Raw genomic sequence first — 18,975 nt, 5'->3', positions numbered from 1 at the left:
AAGGACCACCATGCTGCTATACCTGCACGGATTCCGCTCCTCGCCGCAGTCGTTCAAGGCCCGGCTGGTGCAGGAGCGCATGCGCGAGTGGGGCGTGGGGCGCTACTACGCCTGCCCCACGCTCAATGTCTCGCCGGAAATGGCCATCGCGCAGGCTGAGGCCGCCATTCGTGCCGCGAAGAGCGCCGCGCAGGCCGGCGGCGACCAGGAAATCGCCATCGTCGGCTCGTCGCTGGGCGGCTTCTATGCGCGCTGGCTGGGCGAGCGCTACGGCTGCAAGACCGTGCTGCTCAACCCGGCTATCCATCCGTGGACCGACCTGGAGCAATACCTGGGCGAGCAGCCGCTATGGCATGGCGGCGGCTCGGTCAGGGTCGAGCGGCGCCACCTGCGGGAGTTGCTGGACCTGCGCGTGGACACCATCACCCGCCCCGAACGCTATTACCTGATCGCCGCCACCGGCGATGAGGTGCTGGACTACCGTGAAATGGTGGCCGCCTGCCCCGGCGCGAAGATGCGCGTCATCGAGGGCAGCGACCACGGCATCAGCGAATTTGCCGACTACGTCGACGATGTGCTCGCCTTCTGCGGCTATGGCCCGGACGGCAAGGTGCCGGCAAGCGCAAGCCCGGCATGAGCGCGCAGTCCGCGCGCCGCTGTGGCTGGAGTTCGCACCTGCCTTTCGATGCTGCCATCACGCCCAACCTGCGGCGCTGGGTGACCGGCGATGACGGCTCGCTGACCGCGCGGCTGGTGGCCGCGTCGGAGCGCTTTCGCGTGGCCCGCCTGCAGCAGCGCCCGCTGCGGCCGCTGGCCGACGAATGGCAGGCGCTGGGGCAGGGCAACCGCACCCCCGCGCTGACGCGTGAGGTGCTGCTGATCTGCGACGATATCCCCGCCGTATTTGCCCACACCGTGGTGCGCCAGCGCCATGCGCGCCGCGACTGGCCGTTCCTGCGCGGGCTGGGCGAGCGCCCGCTGGGCGGGCGGCTGTTCGTCGATCCGGCGGTCGAGCGCGACCCCTTCCAGTTTGCGCGGCTGCTGCCGCACCATCCGCTGCGCCAGGCGCTGCAGCGCGTGCTGCCGGCCATGGGGCCGTTGCCCATGCTGCCGGCGCGGCGCTCGGTATTCCGGCGCGGCGACGGCGTCATGCTCGTGACAGAGGTCTTCTTGCCGGACCTGCTGTCGCGGCCATCCCCGGGGACCGGGGCGGGCGCGCTTGCGCGCATCAAAGACCGCGGCCCCGTTTTCACACGCACTACCGAAGCGAAGAGATAAAACAAGATGAGATTGCAGGGACGGGTTGCCATCATCACCGGTGCCGCCGCCGGTATCGGGTTTGCCACCGCGCAGCGCTTTGCCGCCGACGGTGCCATCGTCGTGCTGTGCGACGTGCAGGAGGCGCGCGTGCGCGAGGCCGCCGACAAGCTGGCCGCCACCGGCGCCACCGTGTCGGCTTACCGGGTCGACGTGACCCGGCGCGACGAGGTCGACGCCATGGTCGCGGCGGCGATTGCCGCGCATGGCCGCATCGATATCCTGGTCAACAACGCCGGCATCACCAAGGATGCGCGCCTGGTCAAGATGACCGAGGCGCAGTTCGACGCCGTGATCGACGTCAACCTGAAGGGCGTGTTCAACTGCGCCCAGGCCGTCGCCACCATCATGACCGAACAGGGCCGGGGCGTGATCCTGAACGCGTCGAGCGTGGTCGGCCTGTACGGCAACTTCGGCCAGACCAACTACGCGGCCAGCAAGTTCGGCGTGATCGGCTTTACCAAGACCTGGGCGCGCGAGCTGGGGCCCAAGGGCGTGCGCGTCAACGCGGTGTGCCCGGGCTTCGTCAATACCGAGATCCTGAAGACCGTGCCGGAGAAGGTGCTCGACGGCATGAAGTCGTCGTGCTGGCTGCGCCGCCTGGCCGAGCCGGCCGAGATCGCCAGCATCTACGCCTTCCTGGCCAGCGACGACGCCAGCTACGTCAACGGCGTGGCGATCGAGGCCAGCGGCGGCATGTCGCTCTGAGGCCTGGCCTCCCCGATGCGCCCCGGCGGGGCGTCCAAAGCGGCGCCGGCCGGGCGCAGGACCGGGGGTGCGGTATCATTCCAGGTCTGCGGCCACGCCCGTAATGCTACGGGGGGCGCCCCGGCGCGCAGCTTGCGCGCCCTGCGCGGACCAGCCCGGACCAGCCGCGTATTCGTTCGCCGGTCCGCACCGTCCGCACCATTTCTCCTACAGGAACCGCTCCAGCGCCGCCCCTGGCGGCCCCGATGCGGTTCCGCGCATTTCTGAAAGTACCGATCGATGCAGTTGCTGTTCGAAGAAGGCGGCGAAATCCGCGCCGGCACCGTGCTGAACCAGCAGGGCGAGGCCTACCAGGTGGAGCTGCCGGCCGGCAAGCGCACCAAGGTCAAGTCCCGCGACGTGCTGCTGCAGTTTGCGCAGCCGTCGGCGATCGAGCTGGTGCGCCAGACCGGCGACATGGTGGCGGAGATCGACCTGGACTTCCTGTGGGAATGCGCGCCCGAGGCCGAGTTCGGCTTCGCCGAGCTGGCCGCCGAATACTACGGCGCCGAACCCGGCGCGGTGCAGCAGGCGGCGCTGGCGATGGCGCTGCACGGCAACCCGGTGTACTTCCGCCGCAAGGGGCGCGGCCGCTACCAGCGCGCGCCCGAAGACCAGCTCAAGGCGGCGCTGGCCGCGCTCGAGCGCAAGCGCCAGCAGGCGCTGGTGCAGGCCGAATACGAAGACCAGCTCAAGGCGCTGACGTTGCCGGAATCGTTCCGCAACAAGGTGCTGCAGCTCCTGTTCAAGCCAGACAAGAACAGCCTGGAATTCAAGGCCATGGACGCGGCCTGCACCGCGCTGGGCATGACGCCGATGCGGCTGATGGTCGCCGCCGGCGGCGTGGCCAGCCCGCGCGCGCTGCATGAGGCCAAGTTCCTGGCCGAGTGCTTCCCCAAGGGCACCGGCTTCCCGGATACCGACGTGCCCGAGCCGCCCGCCGACCTGCCGGTGGCGGAGGTGGAAGCGTTTTCGATCGACGACGTCACCACCACCGAGATCGACGACGCGCTGTCGGTGACGAAGCTGGCCGACGGCAAGCTGCGCATCGGCATCCATATCGCCGCGCCCGCGCTGGGCATCCGCCGTAGCGAGCCGCTCGACGCGATCGCACGCCAGCGGTTGTCCACGGTCTACTTCCCGGGCGACAAGATCACCATGCTGCCCGACCCGGTGGTGGAGCGCTACACGCTGCAGGAAGGCCGCGTATGCCCGGCACTGTCGCTGTACGTGACGGTGGACCCGAGCGTGTGGCTCATCACCGGCAGCGAGACCCGCGCCGAGATGGTGCCGATCGCCGCCAACCTGCGCCACAACCTGCTGGACGACGTCATCACCGAGGCCTCGCTCTCACAGGGCACCGGCGACTACCCGTTCCGCGACGCGCTGACGCAGCTCTGGCACTTTGCCGGCTACCTGTACGACGAGCGCCAGAAGGCGCGCCTGGCCAGCGGCCTGCGTCCCGAGACGCACAACCGCGCCGACTTCAACTTCTACCTCGACGACCAGGCCGACGGCAGCCAGCGCGTGCGCATCGAGCAGCGCAAGCGCGGCTCGCCGCTGGACAAGATCGTGGCCGAGCTGATGATCCTGGCCAACAGCACCTGGGGCAAGCTGCTGGCCGACCAGGGCGTGCCGGGCATCTACCGCACGCAGAAGGCGTGGGGCATGCACCGCACCCGCATGCAGACCTATCCGGCGCCGCACGAGGGGCTGGGCGTGGCGCAGTACGCGTGGAGCACCTCGCCGCTGCGCCGCTATGTCGACCTGGTCAACCAGTGGCAGATCCTGGCGGTGGCCCAGCACGGCGTGACCGCCAAGCTGGTGGCGCCGTTCAAGCCCAAGGACGCCGACCTGCTGGCCGCGGTGGCCGACTTCGAAGGCACCTATGCCGCCTATGCCGACCACCAGTCGACCATGGAGCGCTACTGGTGCCTGCGCTGGCTCAAGCAGGAAAAGCGCGAGCGCATGATGGCCTCGGTGCTCAAGGAAGGCGCGGTGCGCTTCACCGAGATCCCGCTGGTCACGCGCGTGCCCGAGCTGGCCCAGGCGCAGCGCGGCACCCAGGTGCTGCTGGAGATCGGCGAGACCGACGAGATCACGCTGGAGGTGTCGTGCCGCGTGCTGGAAGTCTTTGCCGGAGAAGGCGAGTTGCCCGAGGAAGAGCTGGAAAGCGACGAGGAAGCCGCTGAAGTGTCGGCCGAAGCCGCTGCCGAGGCCGCGGCGGAGCTGGCGGCCGAGCAAGCCGCGGAGCAGGCCGCCGGGGTGTCGGACGAGGCGCCGGAGGAACCCGCGGGCGCGGACGGCAATGACGAGAACGGCGAGCCGTCGGCCCAGCGCGACACCGGCGGCCCGGCGGCGGGCTGAAGCCTTCGGAAATCGACGGCGCTCACTTACAATGCCAGTCTGATCCGGGGCCTGCGGGCCCCGGTTTGCCATGGCCTGCCGGTCCCCTCCCGTCCCGGCCAGTCCGTGCACCCAGCCCTCCGAGCCCTCATCCATCCATCGTGAACGCCGCTTTCGCCGCTCCCCGCCACTGGTGGCATGCCAGGTGGCACAACAGCAGTACGCTGGCCAAGGCGCTGGCCGTTTCCCTGGCCGTACATGCGGTGCTGCTGATGGTGCGGATCGCCGCGCCCGAGGTGTTCGAGATCAAGCGCAGCGATGCCGCGCTGGACGTGGTGCTGGTCAACGCCAAATCGGCGCAGAAGCCGCGCAACCCGACCGCATTGGCGCAGGCCAACCTGGACGGCGGCGGCGACCATGACCAGCAGCGTGCCAGCACGCCGCTGCCGGCTCAGACCGTGACACAGGAAGGCGACCTGGTGCGCCAGGTGCAGCGCCGCGTCGAGCAGCTCGAACAGGAGCAGCAGCGCCTGCTGACCCAGGCGCGCGAACCCGCGCCGGCGGTGCGCAACCAGCCGCTCAAGCCCGGCGAGAGGCGCGAGGACGCCCCGCAGCGCGGCCAGGACGAGCGCACCTCGGCCGACGAGATGGCCAAGCTCGAGGCCGAGATCGGCCGCAACCTGGACCAGTACGCCAAGCGGCCCAAGCGCTTCCAGCTCACCGCCACCAGCGCGCAGGCGGTCGACTACGCGCAGTACTACGACCGGCTGCGCCGCAAGATCGAGGCGCGCGGTACCACCGATTTCCCGCAACGCAACGGCAAGCCGCTGTACGGCCAGCTGATCCTGGTGATCAACGTCAACCGGCTGGGCAAGCTCGGCTACAACCGCGACGGCTACAACGTCGATGCCATCGACGTGGTCAAGAGTTCGGGCGATCCCGCGCTGGACCGCCAGGCCGTGGCGATCGTGCGCGCGGCCGCGCCGTTCGGCGCGTTCACGGCGGAAATGGCGGCGCGCCAGGACATCCTCGAAGTCATTTCCACTTTCAAGTTTTCGCGCAGCGGGCTGGAAACCCGCTTGCAGGCACGCTGATGACATCCACTGCTTCCACTGATTCCTCCCAGCCCACGTCCGATCGCTATGTGGTGATCGGCAACCCCGTCGCGCACAGCCGCTCGCCGGCGATCCACGCCGCCTTTGCGCGCCAGACCGGCGAGGCCGTGCAATACGACCGCCTGGAGGCGCCGCTGGACGGGTTTGCCGACACCGTGCGCAAGTTCTTTGCCGACGGCGGCTACGGCTGCAACGTGACCGTGCCGTTCAAACTCGAAGCCTATGACCTGGCCGACCGCCTGACCGAGCGCGCCGAAGCCGCCGGCGCGGTCAACACGCTGTGGATCGAAGAGGGTTTGATCCACGGCGACAACACCGACGGCATCGGCCTGGTGTGCGATATCCAGGACAACCTCGACACGCTGATCGAAGGCAAGCGCGTGCTGCTGCTGGGTGCGGGCGGCGCGGCCATGGGCGCGATGCTGCCGCTGATCGAATGCCGGCCGTCGCGCATCGTGGTGGCCAACCGCACCGCCTCGCGCGCCAGCGACATGCTGGAAGAGTTTGTCGAAGCCGCCGACCAGTACGGCGTGGAGCTGTGGGGCGGCGGGCTCGATGCGCTTGAAGGCCTGTCCGAGGACGAGGCCTGCGACGTCGTGATTAACGCTTCGTCCAGCAGCCTGCATGGCGAAGTGCCGCCGGTGCCCGAGCTGCTGCTGGGCGAAGGCGTGCTCGCCTACGACATGATGTACGGCGCCGAGCCCACGGTGTTCCTGCAGTTCGCCGCGGGCTGCGGCGCGCGTACCAGCGACGGCCTGGGCATGCTGGTCGAGCAGGCCGCCGAAGCCTTCTACATCTGGCGCGGCGTGCGCCCCCGCACCGCCCCCGTGCTGGCCGAGCTGCGCGCCGCGCTGCAGGCCGAACGCAAGGGCTGACCGGGGCGCCGCCAGCCGTGGCCAACCGCAACCGCACGGCCAGCGCCAGCCGCGGCGCAGCCCCTGCACGGACGGTGCTCAACCCGGTCCGCTGGCTCGGCTACCTGCTGGGCTGCGTGGCGGCGGGCGTGGTGGCGATGCAGTTGTTCTTCTTCGTGCAGATCGCAAGCTGGCAATACATCAACCCGTCGACGACCACGTTCATGCGCGCCGAGCGCTGGCGGCTGTGCGGCCTCAACGTGTGGAACTGCGGCATCGACCGGCAATGGGTACCGTACGATCGCATCTCGCGCAATCTCAAGCGCGCGGTGATCGCCAGCGAGGACGCCGACTTCGTCAACCACCCGGGCTATGAGCTGGACGCCATGCTCGACGCCTGGGAGCGCAACAAGAAGCGCGGGCGCATCGTGCGGGGCGGGTCGACCATCACGCAGCAGCTGGCCAAGAACCTGTTCCTGTCCTCCGAGCAGCACTACCTGCGCAAAGGCCAGGAGCTGGCGATCACGTGGATGCTCGAGTTCTGGCTCGACAAGCAGCGCATCTACGAGATTTACCTCAATTCGGTGGAGTGGGGCGAGGGCGTGTTCGGCGCGCAGGCCGCGGCGCAGCACTACTTCCGCACCACGGCGGACAAGCTCAGCGTGGGCCAGTCCGCACGCCTGGCCGCGGCGCTGCCGGCGCCCAAGTGCTTCGACAAGAAGGAATACTGCGCTAATGTGCGCGTGAATTTCCGCGCCAAGGCGGGGATCATCGCGCGGCGGATGGGGGCGGCCACCTTGCCGGACTGACGCCCCCCGGCGTCAGCTAAGCCAGCCCTTGCGGCGGAAATACACCAGCGGAATCGCCGCCGACACCGCCATCAGCGCAATCGCCCACGGATACCCTGCGGCCCAGTCCAACTCCGGCATGAACTTGAAGTTCATGCCGTAGATACTGGCGATCAGCGTGGGCGGCATCAGCGCCACCGACACCACCGAGAACAGTTTGATGATCTTGTTCTGGTTGATGTTGATGAAGCCGACGGTCGCGTCCATCAGGAAGTTGATCTTGTCGAACAGGAACGCGGTGTGGTTCTCGATCGAGTCGATATCGCGCAGGATCTGGCGCGCCTCGTCCTGCTGTTCGGCCGACAGCAGCTGGCTGCGCATCAGGAAGGACACTGCGCGGCGCGTGTCCATCACGTTGCGGCGGATGCGCCCGTTCAAGTCTTCCTCGCGGGCGATGGTTTCCAGCACGTCGGCCGCGGCGGCATCGGTCACGTTCTCGGCCAGCACGCGGCGGCTGGCTTCTTCCAGGCGTTCGTAGACTTCCTCGATCGAATCCGCGGAGTACTCGGCGTCGGTCGCGTACAGGTCCATCAGCACGTCCTTGGCATTGCGCACAGAGCCCGGGCGCATGCGCGCGCGCAACCGCACCAGCCGGAACACCGGCAGGTCTTCGTCGTGGATGGAGAACAGCACGTCGCGCGTCAGCACGAAGGCCACGCGCACGTTGCGCGACACCTCTTCCTCGTCCAGCAGGAAGTCGGTGCGGATATGGATATTCTCGTCCTCGCCCTCGAAGTAGCGCGCCGATGCCTCCAGGTCGCCGAGGTCTTCCAGTTCGGGAAGGGCGACGCCGTAGGCTTCCTTGATCCAGTTCAGCTCTTCGTCGTCGGGATTGACGACGTCGATCCAGATTGGCTTGTGTTGCAGCAGCTCATTGCGCTCGTCGACCTGCTCCTGGGCGAGCCGGCCTTTCTGCAGGACGAACAGGTTGATCATCCCCGGGATTCCTTATTACTGATTGCGACGAAAAACAAAGACAAGCGCGAAGACAAGCGCAGGCGGCTCGCCGCATCCCAGGTGCTCCGTCATGCCCTGCATGGCCTTGCGCTATGCTGCAACGCAGCCGCAATGGCCGGGCCACGGGCAAGCGTGATCGCGCTGTGCCGCGCCTGCCGTTCGGCACAAGCGGTACAAGGCGATGGCGTTTGCCTGGGTTGGCTGGCTAGCCGGGAGAGGGAAGATCCGTAACGATGCGGCGCGCATGGATGGCGCCGCCGGTGGCACGGAAAGACACTCGCCCGCAGTGTTCTGCTGCGGGCGAGGCCGACGAGGCGCGGAGCCGGGTGCTCCGGGCGGGTCGTCGTTACGCAGCCCGCAGTGACATGGCATTCGCAGAGGTCGCAGCGCTGCTGCGGCAACTCGAACACCCGATGCTACTGCCCACGTAATTTCTCCGGGATTGTGATGGCCGCGAGTGTAGCCCAACGAAGGGTGGCTTGTTAAGTGAAATCTCCGCGTCCGCGGCCTGCCGTTGTGCTAGGCCCCCGTCGCCGCGGCGTCACCCCATGGCGCCCCGCAACCGGCGCCACAGCAGCGGCGCCAGCATCACCGAAGACAAGGCCAGGAACATCAGCACGATCGCCGCATAGTCCTGCCAGTGCGGCTGCTCGTCCAGCAGCCACATGCCCGAGAACACCCCGACCACCGGGATGAACATGATCGACAGGCTCGACACCACCGGCGGCAGGCTGCGCGCCAGCCCGAACCAGACCAGGTGGCAGAAGGCGAAGACCACCACCGCGTTGTAGGCGATCGCCCCCCATTCGACTGCCGTGGGCATGCGCCAGCCGTCTTCCAGCAGCAGCGAGCCGGCTAGCAGGAACGGCAGCGTGATCGCCAGCATCCAGAAGGTCATGGCGCCGATCGGCACGCTGGTCTGGGTGCGTTTCATCAGCTGGGTGCCAAAGCCCCAGCCGGCCGCGGCGAGCAGCATCAGCAGCGTGCCGGCGGGGCTGCCGGTCAGCGCGCTGATCTCGCCCGACAGCAGCAGCACGGTGCCGGTCAGCGCGCAGCCGATGCCGAACCAGGCCCAGCCGCTGATGCGCTCGCGAAAGAACACCAGGCCCCACACCACCGCCCAGATCGGCATGGTGTAGCCGAGGATGGCGGCCCGGCCCGACGAGAGCATCTTGACCGCGACGATGGCAAACAGGTGCCAGACCACCATGTTGGGAAGGGCCAGGCGGAACACCGTGCCCCATTCGCGGCGCGGTACCGCCAGCGAGTCGCCACGCAGCCGCAGCGCCAGGCCCAGCGCCAGCAGGCCGCCGGCCATGCACAGCAGCCGGAAACCAAGGGGCGGGAAGTGCGCCACCCCTACCTTCATGATGGGCCAGTTGATGCCCCAGGCAAGCGTAAGGACGATAAGCAGGAAAATACCGCGGCGATCGAGAGACATGGAGGGAGGGCGGCTGGCTGTGCGCGATGCCGCTCTTTGTTTTGAGAGGAAGCGGAAAACGATAGCACGCAGCGGGTAAAATCGCCGGAAGCGACATATGCTGCAAGGGATGAATGGTTTTCACGCCGCTGCAGCCAACCGCGCCGGCCGATCCTGTGGGGCGCCGGCGCCACCAGGAATACCGAGTACCCATGACTTTCACCGAGCAGCTTGCTGCCGCCTGGCAGCGCAACGATTCCCTTCTGTGCGTCGGGCTCGATCCTGACCCGCAGAAGCTGCCGCTGTCCCTGACCGGGGCGGGCGGCGCCATCTTCTCGTTCTGCCGCGAGATCGTCGACGCTACCGCCGACCTGGTCTGCGCGTTCAAGCCACAGATCGCGTACTTCCATTCACAGCGCGCCGAGGACCAGCTCGAACAGCTGATCCACTACATCCACGATGCCCACCCCGGCATCCCGGTGATCCTGGACGCCAAGCGCGGCGATATCGGCTCGACCGCCGAGCACTATGCGCTGGAGGCCTTTGAGCGCTACAAGGCCGACGCGGTCACGGTCAGTCCGTACATGGGTTTCGATTCGATGCAGCCGTACCTGGCCTATCCGGGCCGCGGCGTGATCGTGCTGTGCCGCACCTCCAACCCGGGCGGCTCCGACGTGCAGTTCCTGCAGGTCGACGGCAAGCCGCTGTACCAGCTGGTGGCCGAGGCGGCGCGCGAGCGCTGGAACACCACCGGACAGATGGGGCTGGTGGTGGGGGCGACGTTCCCGAACGAGATCGCGCGGGTGCGGCAGATCGTAGGCGATATGCCGCTGCTGATTCCGGGGATCGGCGCACAGGGCGGGGATATCGAGGCCACGGTCAAGGCCGGGCGCACGGCGGATGGCACGGGGATGATGATCAATTCGTCGCGTGCCATTCTCTACGCCAGCCGCGAGAAGGACTTTGCCACGGCGGCGCGCAATGTCGCGCTGCAGACGCGGGAGACGATCAACCGCTATCGCCACGGCTGAGGCCGGGTGGCAGGGCAGAAAAAAACCGCGACCGGGAACGGCGCGGTTTTTTATTTGGTGGTGCAGGGGCTGGTGTCGGCGGTGTCAGGCCTCGTTTCGCAGCAGCTCCAGCAGCCCCCGCATCGCATGCTCCGCCGCCTGGCGGCGGATCTGCCCGCGGTCGCCACGAAAGCGCTGCGTTTCGGTAAGGGTCGTAATGCGGTTGCTCCAGCCGAAGCACACCATCCCCACCGGCTTTTCCGGCGTGCCGCCGTTGGGCCCGGCCACGCCGGTGATCGACAGCGACACCTGGGCGCGGCTGTTCAGCAGCGCGCCCTCGGCCATGGCATGCGCCACTTCCTCGCTGACCGCGCCGTGGTCGCGGATCAGTTTGGCCGGCACGCCCAGCATGGTGCTCTTGGCTTCGTTGGAATAGGTGACGAAGCCGCGCTCGAACCAGCCGGACGAGCCCGATACATCGGTGATGGCGGCCGCCACCAGCCCGCCAGTGCAGGATTCGGCGGTGGCCAGCATCAGCGATTTGTCGGCAAGGGCGACGCCGGCCTGGATGGCGAGCTGGTCGAGCAGGCGGCTGACGGACATGATGGGCTCGGGGGTAAATTATTAGAAATAAGTGGGCGATGCGCGCGGATCGTGGCGGGTTGGCTCAGAACGAGCGCCACAGCGCAAACACCAGCAGGGTGTAGAAGGCGGCAAAGATATCGTCGAACATCACGCCGAAGCCGCCGCGCAGGCCCGGCCCCTTGAGCGTGCGGTCGTAGTAGCCGATCGGCGCGGGCTTGGCGATATCGAACAGCCTGAACCACAGGAAGGCGGCGAACTGGCCCCAGAACCCGGTCGGCGTGACAAAGGTCAGCACCAGCCAGAAGGCAATGATCTCGTCCCAGACCATGCTGCCGTGGTCGTGCACGCCCATGTCGCGCGCGGTCTTGGCGCAGGCCCACAGGCCGACCAGGAAGCCGCCGCCGATGATCCACAGCCAGGTGGTGGGCTCGAGCCACAGCGAGATCACCACGAACGACAGCCAGGCATAGAGGGTGCCGACCGTGCCGGGGCTGAGGGGCGACAGGCCGGAGCCGAAGCCGAACGCGATCAGGTGGGCCGGATGCGCCAGCATGAAGCGGGCGGTGGGGCGCGTGACCTTGACGGTCTGGCCGGCTTCCAGGGTCAGGGCGGGGTCGCGCGGCGCGGCCCCGGGAGGCAAGGTGGACATCAATTTGGCTCGTGTGATGCGGGTGCTGCTTATGGTTATGGCCGGCTGCGCTGCATGTTGCGGGACTCCCGTGCCCGCGCGGCGCGCCGATGCCGGCATCATGACACGCCTGTGCCCCGGTGTCAGGGGGAAGCAAAATGGTCGAAGCTGGCGCCCTCGTACCGGGTCGGGTTGCCGGCACCGTCGACCAGCCGCAGGGCCGGCTCCGGCGTGATCGTGCCCACGCGTGTCAGCGGCAATGCGAGCCGCTCGCTGATCGCGGCGATGGCGTCGCGATTGCCCACCGGGGCCGTGAAGCAAAGCTCGTAGTCGTCGCCGCCGGCCAGCACGCATTCGCGCTGGATCGGCTCCGGCTGGCTGGCCAGCACCGCCGATCGCGGCAGCGCATCGACGTCCAGCAGCGCGCCGACCTGTGAGCGCGCCAGGATATGGCCGAGGTCGCCGACCAGCCCGTCGGAAATATCGAGTGCGGCATGCGCCACGCCGCGCAGCGCCATGCCGAGCGCCACGCGCGGGGTGGGCGTGTCCATGCGAGGGCGGACCTGGCTGTACTCAGGCTCGGGCAGCAGCCATTCGCCGCGGCAGTCGCCCAGCGCCAGGCGCGCGTCGCCGAGCGTGCCGGAAATCCAGATATCGTCGCCGGGGCGTGCGGCATCGCGACGCAGGGCGGCGCGCACCGGTACGTCGCCGAACACCGTCAGCGACAGCGTCAGCGGCCCGCGCGTGGTATCGCCGCCGACCAGTTCGCAGCCATGTGCGTCCGCCAGCGCCAGCATGCCTTCGGCCAGGTCGGCCAGCCAGGCGGGATCGGCCTCGGGCAGCGCCAGGGCCAGCGTGAAGGCGCGCGGCTCGGCGCCCATCGCGGCCAGGTCGGACAGGTTCACAGCCAGCGCCTTGTGGCCGAGCGCGCGCGGCGCCACGTCCGGGAAGAAATGCCGGCCGCTGACCAGCATGTCGGTGCTGATGGCCAGGTGGTGGCCGGGGCGGCCCTCGATCAGCGCGCAGTCGTCGCCCACGCCGAGCGCGGCCTTGCGCACCGGCCGCGTGAAATAACGGCGGATCAGGTCGAACTCGGAAAGCTGGGCGGGGTGAGGGTCGGACATCGCTGTGGACTAGGAGTGGCCCGGCCGGCAAGGACGGGAAAGCAGGTGGGGTGGCGGGGCGTTGCAGGAGGCAGCCTGAGGGGACCGCGGCGCGCGCAGCGCGTCAGGATGGGGTGCCAAGGGCGTTTCAGCAAGATACTGCCGCGCATGACAGCCATGATCGCAGCGGGTCACCCCGCTTCCGCCGGACGGCGCTACGCTTGCTGGTGTTGGCCCCGAGGTTGGGGCATATTGTACCGAAACGCAAAGGTGCCCCAAGCAAAAGGCTTATTGTGAAATAGTATTTCACTATATAAAATGCGGGGTTCCAAAGGAAGAGAAGGGCGGACACGTGGAGCCGGTCCGCCGATCGTCCCCGCCACGTCAATGACGGCTCCACCGATTGGAAGATGCGCCGATGACCAGCCCTCAGCAGTCCCCGTCCCAAGACGATCTGAAACAGCAGCAGCGTGAGGCGCTGCGCAAAGCGGCGCTCGAGTATCACGAGTTTCCGACCCCCGGCAAGATCTCCGTCACCCCGACCAAGCCGCTGTCGAACCAGCGCGACCTGGCCCTGGCTTACTCGCCGGGCGTGGCCGCCGCTTGTGAAGAAATCGTTGTCGATCAGGCCAACTCCTTCCGCTACACCGCGCGCGGCAACCTGGTGGCCGTGATCACCAACGGCACCGCCGTGCTGGGCCTGGGCGACATCGGTGCCGCGGCCTCCAAGCCGGTGATGGAAGGCAAGGCCGGCCTGTTCAAGAAGTTTGCCGGTATCGATGTATTCGATATCGAAGTCGACGAGAAGGACCCCGAGAAGCTGGTCCAGATCATCGCTGCGCTGGAGCCGACCTTCGGCGGCATCAACCTGGAAGACATCAAGGCACCGGAGTGCTTCTACGTCGAGCGCAAGCTGCGCGAGAAGATGAAGATCCCCGTCTTCCACGATGACCAGCACGGCACCGCCATCGTGGTGGCCGCGGCCATCATCAACGGCCTGAAGGTGGTCGGCAAGGACATCAAAAAGGTCAAGTTGGTTGCCTCGGGCGCCGGCGCGGCCGCGCTGGCCTGCCTGGACCTGCTGGTCGACATCGGCCTGCCCATCGAGAACATCTGGGTGACGGACCTGGCCGGCGTGGTCTATGAAGGCCGTACCGAGCTGATGGACCCGGAAAAGGCGCGCTTCTCGCAGAAGACCGACAAGCGCAAGCTGGCCGAGGTGATCGACGGCGCCGACATTTTCCTGGGCCTGTCCGCCGCGGGCGTGCTCAAGCAGGACATGGTCCAGCGCATGGCCGACAAGCCGCTGGTGCTGGCGCTGGCCAACCCGAACCCGGAAATCGCGCCGGAACTGGTCAAGGAAGTGCGCCCGGACGCCGTGATGGCTACCGGCCGTACCGACTACCCGAACCAGGTCAACAACGTCCTGTGCTTCCCGTTCATCTTCCGCGGTGCGCTCGATTGCGGCGCCACCACCATCACGCGCGAGATGGAAATCGCTGCGGCCAACGCGCTGGCCGAACTGGCACGCCAGGAGCAGAGCGACATCGTCGCCACCGCCTATGGCATCCAGGACCTGTCGTTCGGCCCTGAGTACCTGATCCCGAAGCCGTTCGATCCGCGCCTGATCGTCAAGGTGGCCCCGGCCGTGGCGGAAGCCGCGATGAAGTCCGGCGTGGCCGCCCGTCCGATCGAGGACATGGACGCCTACCGCCTGCAGCTACAGCAGTTCGTGTACCACTCGGGCACGCTGATGAAGCCGATCTACGCCGCCGCGCGCAAGGTCGAGATGGACAAGAAGCGCATTGTCTTCGCCGAAGGCGAGCAAGAGCGCGTGCTGCGAGCGGTGCAGGTGATCGTCGACGAAAAGCTGGCCAACCCGATCCTGATTGGCCGCCCGGCCGTGCTGCAGCACCGCATCGAGCGCTTTGGCCTGCGCCTGCGCGCCGGCGTGGACTTCACCGTGGTCAACCCCGAGCACGATGAGCGTTTCCGCGACTACTCCGACGCCTATTACCGCATGATGGCGCGCGAGGGCATCACGCCCGAGTACGCCAAGCTGGAGCTGCGCCGCCGCACCACGCTGATCGGCGCCATGCTGGTCAAGCAGGGCGAGGCCGACGGCATGATCTGCGGCACCGTCAGCAACACCGCGGCGCACCTGCGCTATATCGACCAGGTGCTGGGCGGCACCAACAAGGTCTACGCAGCGATGAACGGCCTGGTGCTGCCGGGCCGCCAGATCTTCCTGGTGGATACGCACGTCAACGTCGACCCGACCGCCGAAGAGCTGGCCCAGATCACGCTGATGGCCGCCGAGGAACTGAAGCGCTTCGGCATCGAGCCCAAGATCGCGCTGCTGTCGCATTCGAACTTCGGCTCGTCCGAGGCGCCTTCGGCCCGCAAGATGCGCGAAACGCTCGCCATCCTGCGCGATCGCGCCCCGGAGCTTGAGATCGACGGCGAAATGCACGGCGACAGCGCACTCGACCAGAAGCTGCGCGACCAGCTGGTGCCGGACGGCACGCTCAAGGGCGAAGCCAACCTGCTGGTGTGCCCGAACATCGATGCGGCCAATATCTCGTACAACCTGCTCAAGGTTGCCGCGGGCAATAACGTCGCGATCGGGCCGATCCTGCTGGGCGTGAAGGCGCCGGTGCACATCCTGACGCCGTCGGCGACGGTGCGCCGCATCGTCAACATGACCTCGCTGGTCGTCGTCGACGCTGCCGCCGCCAAGCGTTAATCCGTCGCATCACAAATGTGGCGAAAAGCCGGGCTTGCCCGGCTTTTTTTGTGTCCATCTGCCAACAGTTAGTATGCGCACACATACGCTTAACATATTGAAACAATTGAAGAAATAGCGCTGCCCGTGGACCGGGATTGATTAATTCCGTGCATGCGCGTAACCTTACGCCTTTGATATAGGCGCTCGCCATGAGCGCCCCGGTGCGGCCGGCATCCATCGCGCTCCTGACCAGGTGGCGCAGGGCGCTGGCCAGGGTGGCCCGGACAGATCGTCTACCCAACCAGCGGCAGGCTCGATTTCCGGTTCAACCAAGACAAGCAACGTGGGTTTCCAAGTACCTCTGATGCGGCACGCAACACGCATGCTCGTCCGTTCCATGACGGGCGCGGCGCTGGTGCTGGCCCTGGCGCAACCGACGCTGGCGCGTCAGGCGCAGACCGAAGGGATGGGAACCATTGCAGTGCAGCAGTTGCCCAACGATGCACGGCAGACCCTGGACCGCATCGAAGCCGGCGGCCCTTTCCTGTATGACAAGGACGGGTCCCGATTCGGCAACTACGAACGCATCCTGCCGCAAAGAGAACGCGGGTATTACCGCGAATACACGGTAAAGAGTGCCAGAAGCCGGAACCGGGGAGCCAAGCGGATCGTATGCGGCGGGGAACAACGCGCTGCCAACGATTGTTACTACACGGAAGACCACTACAACAGCTTCAAACGGATAATCAAATGATGACTGACATTTTCGGATTGGGCGACGCCCTTGCCGCCCGCGAAGAGCGCGGCGCCGGAGATGGCTGGCAGCGGGCTCAGCAGCAGGCCCAGAACCTATACGACAACGTGCTGATGATGCCGCGCCAAGAGCTGACGCACAAACTCCCGCCCGCGACCGCGCCTGTGGCCATGCCGACCGGTGCCGGCTGGGCAGACGGCACCAGCGAGGGGGCCATGAACCTGTTCAAGACGGTGCGTCCGAACATCGTCCAGTCGATCCGCGCCTTCCGCGTGCCCGAGCTGGCCCAGGCGGCCGCGGATCTCGGCCAGCATTTCCTGTACGCCAACTGCGCGCATTGCGCCAGCAAGGCGGAGATCCTGGAAACGATCGCGATCTCGTTCACGTTCCCGAAGCACTTCGGCAAGAACTTCGACGCGCTGGCCGATTGCCTGACCGACATGATCTACAAGGCCGGCCCGCAGCCGGGCTTCGTGATCGTGCTTGAGGGCCTGCCGCTTGCGCAGAAATTCGACAAGGAAGGGCGAGAGGTGCTGCTCGACGTGTTCCGCGACGCCGCCGAGTTCTGGGGCGAGCGCAAGGTGCAGTTCCGGGTGTTCTACTCGTTCGCCTGATCGGCTGCACGGTGTTCCATGAAAAAAGCCCGCAAATGCGGGCTTTTTGCTTTCTGGCGATGCGCCGGACCGCTATTCCTGCGCCGGGATATGCCCGTGCGGCGTCAGACGGTCGATCAGCTCCGGCAGCCCGTCGCTCAGTTGCGCCGCCACATCATCCTGCGACATCCCGGTCGATTGCGCCAGCGATTCCAGCGCACCGGTATCGCCCAGCGCATTGCTCAGCGCCGACGGCGTGACCGGCTGGTTGGCACCGCTGCTGATCCACGAATTGACCTGCTCGCCCAGCCCGGCCTGCGCCAGGATCTGCTGCAGCGCGCCGATGCCGCCCGCGGCGGCGCCCAGTGCCTGGCTGTTGGCCGGTGCGCCGCCCTGGCCGCCAAGCAGGCCGCCCAGCAGCGAGCCAAGGTCAAGCCCGCCGGTGGCGTTCCCAGGCGCGGCACCGGCGCCGCCACCGAGCATGCCGCCCAGCAGGCCGCCGAGGCTGCCCAGTCCGCCCACGCCATCGTCGACCGGCGCCGCCGAATCACCCGCCGCGCCCGCATCGCCAGCCTCGCCGCGCTTGCGCATCGCCAGCATCGCCAGTAGCCCGAGCGCCATCATCAGCTTCGGATTGAGCCCGCCGGCACTGCCGTCCTCGCTGCGGGCGTTGCCAAGTTGTCCGAGCACGCCGCCCAGCACGCTATCGAGTAGTCCCATGGTCGACTCCTTTCAGTCAGGGTTGGCGCCAGCCGGGGTGGCTGTTGCCATCAGAATCCGCCAAGCAAGGCGTTGAGTGTCGCCAGGCACGCCAGCCCCGCGGTTTCGGTACGCAGAATGCGCGGGCCGAGCGACACGCCGGTGAAGCCGGCCTGCCGTGCCGCCTGTTCCTCTTCCGGTGACAGGCCGCCTTCGGGGCCGATCAGCAGCGTGACGCCGTTGGCGACCAGCGCATCGTGCCGGTCCGCCACGAACGCCGGCAGCGACTGCTCCGCGCGCGGCGACACTAGCAGCCGTGCCCCGGCACCGCCGGACTGCGCCAGCCACGTCTCAAAGTTAGCGACCGGCGCGACCTCCGGCAAGCGATTCCGGCCGCATTGCTCGCACGCGGCCTGTACCAGCGCCTGCCAGTGCGCCTGGCGCTTCTGCGCGCGCTCGCCCGACAGCCGCACCACCGAGCGTGTGGCCTGCAATGGCTGGATCGCACCGACGCCAAGCTCGACTGCCTTCTCGATCAGCCAGTCCATCTTGTCGCCACCCGCCAGGCCCTGCGCCAGCGTGACGCGGAAGGGCGGTTCGGCCTCGGCGGTGTCATGCGCGCCGATGCGCGCGACGGCGTGGCGCTTGCCCAGTTCGACCAGCGTGGCCGCATGGCTGCCGCCGCGGCCGTCGAACAGCGTAATGGCATCGCCCGGCGCCAGGCGCAGCACCTGGGCGTGGCGTACCACGAGTTCGGGAAGAGAAAAGTCGGATTCGGCGGCCAGGACCGCCTCCGTGCCGCCGACGAAGAAACGCGGAGCCATCAGCCTGCCTGCCCCGCCGATTGTTCCAGCGGCTTGCCGAAACCCCAGCGGTAGCCGTCGGGATCCTCGACCATGCAGTAGCGGTCGCCCCAGAACTGGTCGGCCGGCGCCATCAGGCTGACCGCGCCGGCGTCGATCGCGCGCTGGTGCATTGCGTCGACATCGTCGCAATAGACATAGAAGGTCTGCGGGCATTCCACGCCCAGCGAGCGCGGCGTGCGCGCGGTGCTGCCCCAGGCGCCCTCGGGCGCGAACATCACCACCAACTGGCCCTGGTAGTGCATCTCTGCGTGGGTCGGCACGCCGTTTTCATCGACCACATGGCCGGCGGTGAAGCCGAAGGCGCGGCTGTAGAAGTCCAGCGCGACGCGGCCGTTGGCGACGGTCAGGTAGGGGGTGAGCCAGGGGGTGTTGGCCGGTCTGGTCATGATCGTCTCCTGGAATGCG

The 18,975-nt window shown here is 67.6% G+C and carries 19 protein-coding genes; 11 read left to right on the top strand and 8 right to left on the bottom strand.

Annotated elements, in window-relative coordinates:
• Positions 1-10: 10 nt before the first annotated feature.
• The 7 genes from ABNX08_RS18400 (at position 11) to mtgA (ending at position 7,188) form a co-directional block, all read left to right on the top strand.
• Positions 11-637 (top strand): YqiA/YcfP family alpha/beta fold hydrolase, encoded by a 627-nt coding sequence (locus ABNX08_RS18400; RefSeq protein ID WP_022536589.1) that lies wholly within the window; start codon positions 11-13, stop codon positions 635-637.
• Positions 634-1,278: a chorismate lyase gene (locus tag ABNX08_RS18395; RefSeq protein ID WP_349607140.1), complete on the top strand. Its 645-nt coding sequence runs from the start codon at positions 634-636 to the stop codon at positions 1,276-1,278. The genes ABNX08_RS18400 and ABNX08_RS18395 overlap by 4 nt, the downstream gene beginning before the upstream one ends.
• A 6-nt stretch (positions 1,279-1,284) precedes the next feature.
• Complete coding sequence (fabG, locus tag ABNX08_RS18390) at positions 1,285-2,025, top strand: 3-oxoacyl-ACP reductase FabG (protein WP_349607139.1); 741 nt, start codon at positions 1,285-1,287, stop codon at positions 2,023-2,025.
• Between the two features lie 279 nt (positions 2,026-2,304).
• Positions 2,305-4,431 carry a ribonuclease catalytic domain-containing protein gene (locus ABNX08_RS18385; protein ID WP_022536586.1) on the top strand — a complete coding sequence of 709 codons (2,127 nt, stop codon included), beginning with the start codon at positions 2,305-2,307 and terminating at the stop codon, positions 4,429-4,431.
• Between the two features lie 140 nt (positions 4,432-4,571).
• Entirely contained in the window at positions 4,572-5,504 is a 933-nt protein-coding gene (locus ABNX08_RS18380; RefSeq protein WP_022536585.1) for an energy transducer TonB, read from the top strand.
• Positions 5,504-6,400 carry a shikimate dehydrogenase gene (gene aroE / locus ABNX08_RS18375; RefSeq protein ID WP_022536584.1) on the top strand — a complete coding sequence of 299 codons (897 nt, stop codon included), beginning with the start codon at positions 5,504-5,506 and terminating at the stop codon, positions 6,398-6,400. The genes ABNX08_RS18380 and aroE overlap by 1 nt, the downstream gene beginning before the upstream one ends.
• Before the next feature lie 17 nt (positions 6,401-6,417).
• The gene (gene mtgA / locus ABNX08_RS18370) at positions 6,418-7,188 is read left to right on the top strand and encodes a monofunctional biosynthetic peptidoglycan transglycosylase (RefSeq protein WP_022536583.1); all 771 of its coding nucleotides are present in this window, start codon (positions 6,418-6,420) and stop codon (positions 7,186-7,188) included.
• 12 nt (positions 7,189-7,200) lie between these two features.
• Here mtgA and corA read toward each other — a convergent pair whose 3' ends face one another.
• On the bottom strand, positions 7,201-8,163 hold the full coding sequence (gene corA, locus ABNX08_RS18365; RefSeq protein WP_022536582.1) for a magnesium/cobalt transporter CorA: 963 nt from the start codon (positions 8,161-8,163) through the stop codon (positions 7,201-7,203).
• Between the two features lie 562 nt (positions 8,164-8,725).
• Positions 8,726-9,625, bottom strand: a complete 900-nt coding sequence (locus tag ABNX08_RS18360; RefSeq protein WP_022536581.1) for a DMT family transporter — start codon at positions 9,623-9,625, stop codon at positions 8,726-8,728.
• A 191-nt stretch (positions 9,626-9,816) separates the two neighbouring features.
• On the opposite strand from ABNX08_RS18360, the gene pyrF reads away from it, so the two are divergent.
• Positions 9,817-10,635, top strand: a complete 819-nt coding sequence (gene pyrF, locus ABNX08_RS18355; RefSeq protein WP_041681156.1) for an orotidine-5'-phosphate decarboxylase — start codon at positions 9,817-9,819, stop codon at positions 10,633-10,635.
• An 84-nt stretch (positions 10,636-10,719) separates the two neighbouring features.
• On the opposite strand, the gene ABNX08_RS18350 is transcribed toward pyrF, so the two are convergent.
• The 3 genes from ABNX08_RS18350 to thiL all read right to left on the bottom strand — a co-directional run bounded on the left by ABNX08_RS18350 (position 10,720) and on the right by thiL (position 12,951).
• A complete protein-coding gene (locus ABNX08_RS18350) occupies positions 10,720-11,217 on the bottom strand; it encodes a CinA family protein (RefSeq protein ID WP_022536579.1) in 498 nt (165 codons plus the stop codon).
• A gap of 64 nt (positions 11,218-11,281) precedes the next feature.
• Positions 11,282-11,848, bottom strand: a complete 567-nt coding sequence (locus ABNX08_RS18345; protein ID WP_022536578.1) for a phosphatidylglycerophosphatase A — start codon at positions 11,846-11,848, stop codon at positions 11,282-11,284.
• A gap of 122 nt (positions 11,849-11,970) precedes the next feature.
• Positions 11,971-12,951 (bottom strand): thiamine-phosphate kinase, encoded by a 981-nt coding sequence (gene thiL / locus ABNX08_RS18340; RefSeq protein ID WP_022536577.1) that lies wholly within the window; start codon positions 12,949-12,951, stop codon positions 11,971-11,973.
• Between the two features lie 397 nt (positions 12,952-13,348).
• Here thiL and ABNX08_RS18335 point away from each other — a divergent pair, with 397 nt between their 5' ends.
• The 3 genes from ABNX08_RS18335 to ABNX08_RS18325 all read left to right on the top strand — a co-directional run bounded on the left by ABNX08_RS18335 (position 13,349) and on the right by ABNX08_RS18325 (position 17,026).
• Positions 13,349-15,676: an NADP-dependent malic enzyme gene (locus tag ABNX08_RS18335; protein WP_022536576.1), complete on the top strand. Its 2,328-nt coding sequence runs from the start codon at positions 13,349-13,351 to the stop codon at positions 15,674-15,676.
• A gap of 364 nt (positions 15,677-16,040) precedes the next feature.
• Entirely contained in the window at positions 16,041-16,412 is a 372-nt protein-coding gene (locus ABNX08_RS18330) for a ribonuclease (RefSeq protein WP_041681155.1), read from the top strand.
• Entirely contained in the window at positions 16,409-17,026 is a 618-nt protein-coding gene (locus ABNX08_RS18325; protein ID WP_022536574.1) for a barstar family protein, read from the top strand. The genes ABNX08_RS18330 and ABNX08_RS18325 overlap by 4 nt, the downstream gene beginning before the upstream one ends.
• Before the next feature lie 72 nt (positions 17,027-17,098).
• Here ABNX08_RS18325 and ABNX08_RS18320 read toward each other — a convergent pair whose 3' ends face one another.
• Genes ABNX08_RS18320 through ABNX08_RS18310 form a run of 3 tightly spaced genes read right to left on the bottom strand, consistent with a single transcriptional unit; the run spans position 17,099 to position 18,956 of the window.
• A complete protein-coding gene (locus ABNX08_RS18320; RefSeq protein ID WP_022536573.1) occupies positions 17,099-17,725 on the bottom strand; it encodes a YidB family protein in 627 nt (208 codons plus the stop codon).
• A gap of 50 nt (positions 17,726-17,775) precedes the next feature.
• Positions 17,776-18,528 carry a 16S rRNA (uracil(1498)-N(3))-methyltransferase gene (locus ABNX08_RS18315; RefSeq protein ID WP_022536572.1) on the bottom strand — a complete coding sequence of 251 codons (753 nt, stop codon included), beginning with the start codon at positions 18,526-18,528 and terminating at the stop codon, positions 17,776-17,778.
• Entirely contained in the window at positions 18,528-18,956 is a 429-nt protein-coding gene (locus ABNX08_RS18310) for a glyoxalase/bleomycin resistance/extradiol dioxygenase family protein (protein WP_022536571.1), read from the bottom strand. The genes ABNX08_RS18315 and ABNX08_RS18310 overlap by 1 nt, the downstream gene beginning before the upstream one ends.
• Between the last annotated feature and the right edge of the window lie 19 nt (positions 18,957-18,975).

This window comes from Cupriavidus sp. DF5525, assembly GCF_040149425.2.
GTDB classification, from domain to species: domain Bacteria; phylum Pseudomonadota; class Gammaproteobacteria; order Burkholderiales; family Burkholderiaceae; genus Cupriavidus; species Cupriavidus pickettii_A.
The sequence above is the reverse complement of the archived record's forward strand: the minus strand, read 5'-3'. Positions and strand labels throughout refer to the sequence as shown.

Excerpts from the sequence above, each read along its gene's own strand:
- ABNX08_RS18325 (WP_022536574.1), top strand. The coding sequence starts at position 16,409 with ATGATGACTGACATTTTCGGATTGGGCGACGCCCTTGCCGCCCGCGAA.
- ABNX08_RS18385 (WP_022536586.1), top strand. The coding sequence starts at position 2,305 with ATGCAGTTGCTGTTCGAAGAAGGCGGCGAAATCCGCGCCGGCACCGTG.
- thiL (WP_022536577.1), bottom strand. The coding sequence starts at position 12,951 with ATGTCCGACCCTCACCCCGCCCAGCTTTCCGAGTTCGACCTGATCCGC.
- ABNX08_RS18345 (WP_022536578.1), bottom strand. The coding sequence starts at position 11,848 with ATGTCCACCTTGCCTCCCGGGGCCGCGCCGCGCGACCCCGCCCTGACC.
- ABNX08_RS18330 (WP_041681155.1), top strand. The coding sequence starts at position 16,041 with ATGCTCGTCCGTTCCATGACGGGCGCGGCGCTGGTGCTGGCCCTGGCG.
- fabG (WP_349607139.1), top strand. The coding sequence starts at position 1,285 with ATGAGATTGCAGGGACGGGTTGCCATCATCACCGGTGCCGCCGCCGGT.
- ABNX08_RS18400 (WP_022536589.1), top strand. The coding sequence starts at position 11 with ATGCTGCTATACCTGCACGGATTCCGCTCCTCGCCGCAGTCGTTCAAG.
- ABNX08_RS18360 (WP_022536581.1), bottom strand. The coding sequence starts at position 9,625 with ATGTCTCTCGATCGCCGCGGTATTTTCCTGCTTATCGTCCTTACGCTT.
- ABNX08_RS18335 (WP_022536576.1), top strand. The coding sequence starts at position 13,349 with ATGACCAGCCCTCAGCAGTCCCCGTCCCAAGACGATCTGAAACAGCAG.
- aroE (WP_022536584.1), top strand. The coding sequence starts at position 5,504 with ATGACATCCACTGCTTCCACTGATTCCTCCCAGCCCACGTCCGATCGC.
- ABNX08_RS18310 (WP_022536571.1), bottom strand. The coding sequence starts at position 18,956 with ATGACCAGACCGGCCAACACCCCCTGGCTCACCCCCTACCTGACCGTC.
- pyrF (WP_041681156.1), top strand. The coding sequence starts at position 9,817 with ATGACTTTCACCGAGCAGCTTGCTGCCGCCTGGCAGCGCAACGATTCC.
- corA (WP_022536582.1), bottom strand. The coding sequence starts at position 8,163 with ATGATCAACCTGTTCGTCCTGCAGAAAGGCCGGCTCGCCCAGGAGCAG.
- ABNX08_RS18315 (WP_022536572.1), bottom strand. The coding sequence starts at position 18,528 with ATGGCTCCGCGTTTCTTCGTCGGCGGCACGGAGGCGGTCCTGGCCGCC.
- ABNX08_RS18350 (WP_022536579.1), bottom strand. The coding sequence starts at position 11,217 with ATGTCCGTCAGCCGCCTGCTCGACCAGCTCGCCATCCAGGCCGGCGTC.
- ABNX08_RS18320 (WP_022536573.1), bottom strand. The coding sequence starts at position 17,725 with ATGGGACTACTCGATAGCGTGCTGGGCGGCGTGCTCGGACAACTTGGC.
- ABNX08_RS18395 (WP_349607140.1), top strand. The coding sequence starts at position 634 with ATGAGCGCGCAGTCCGCGCGCCGCTGTGGCTGGAGTTCGCACCTGCCT.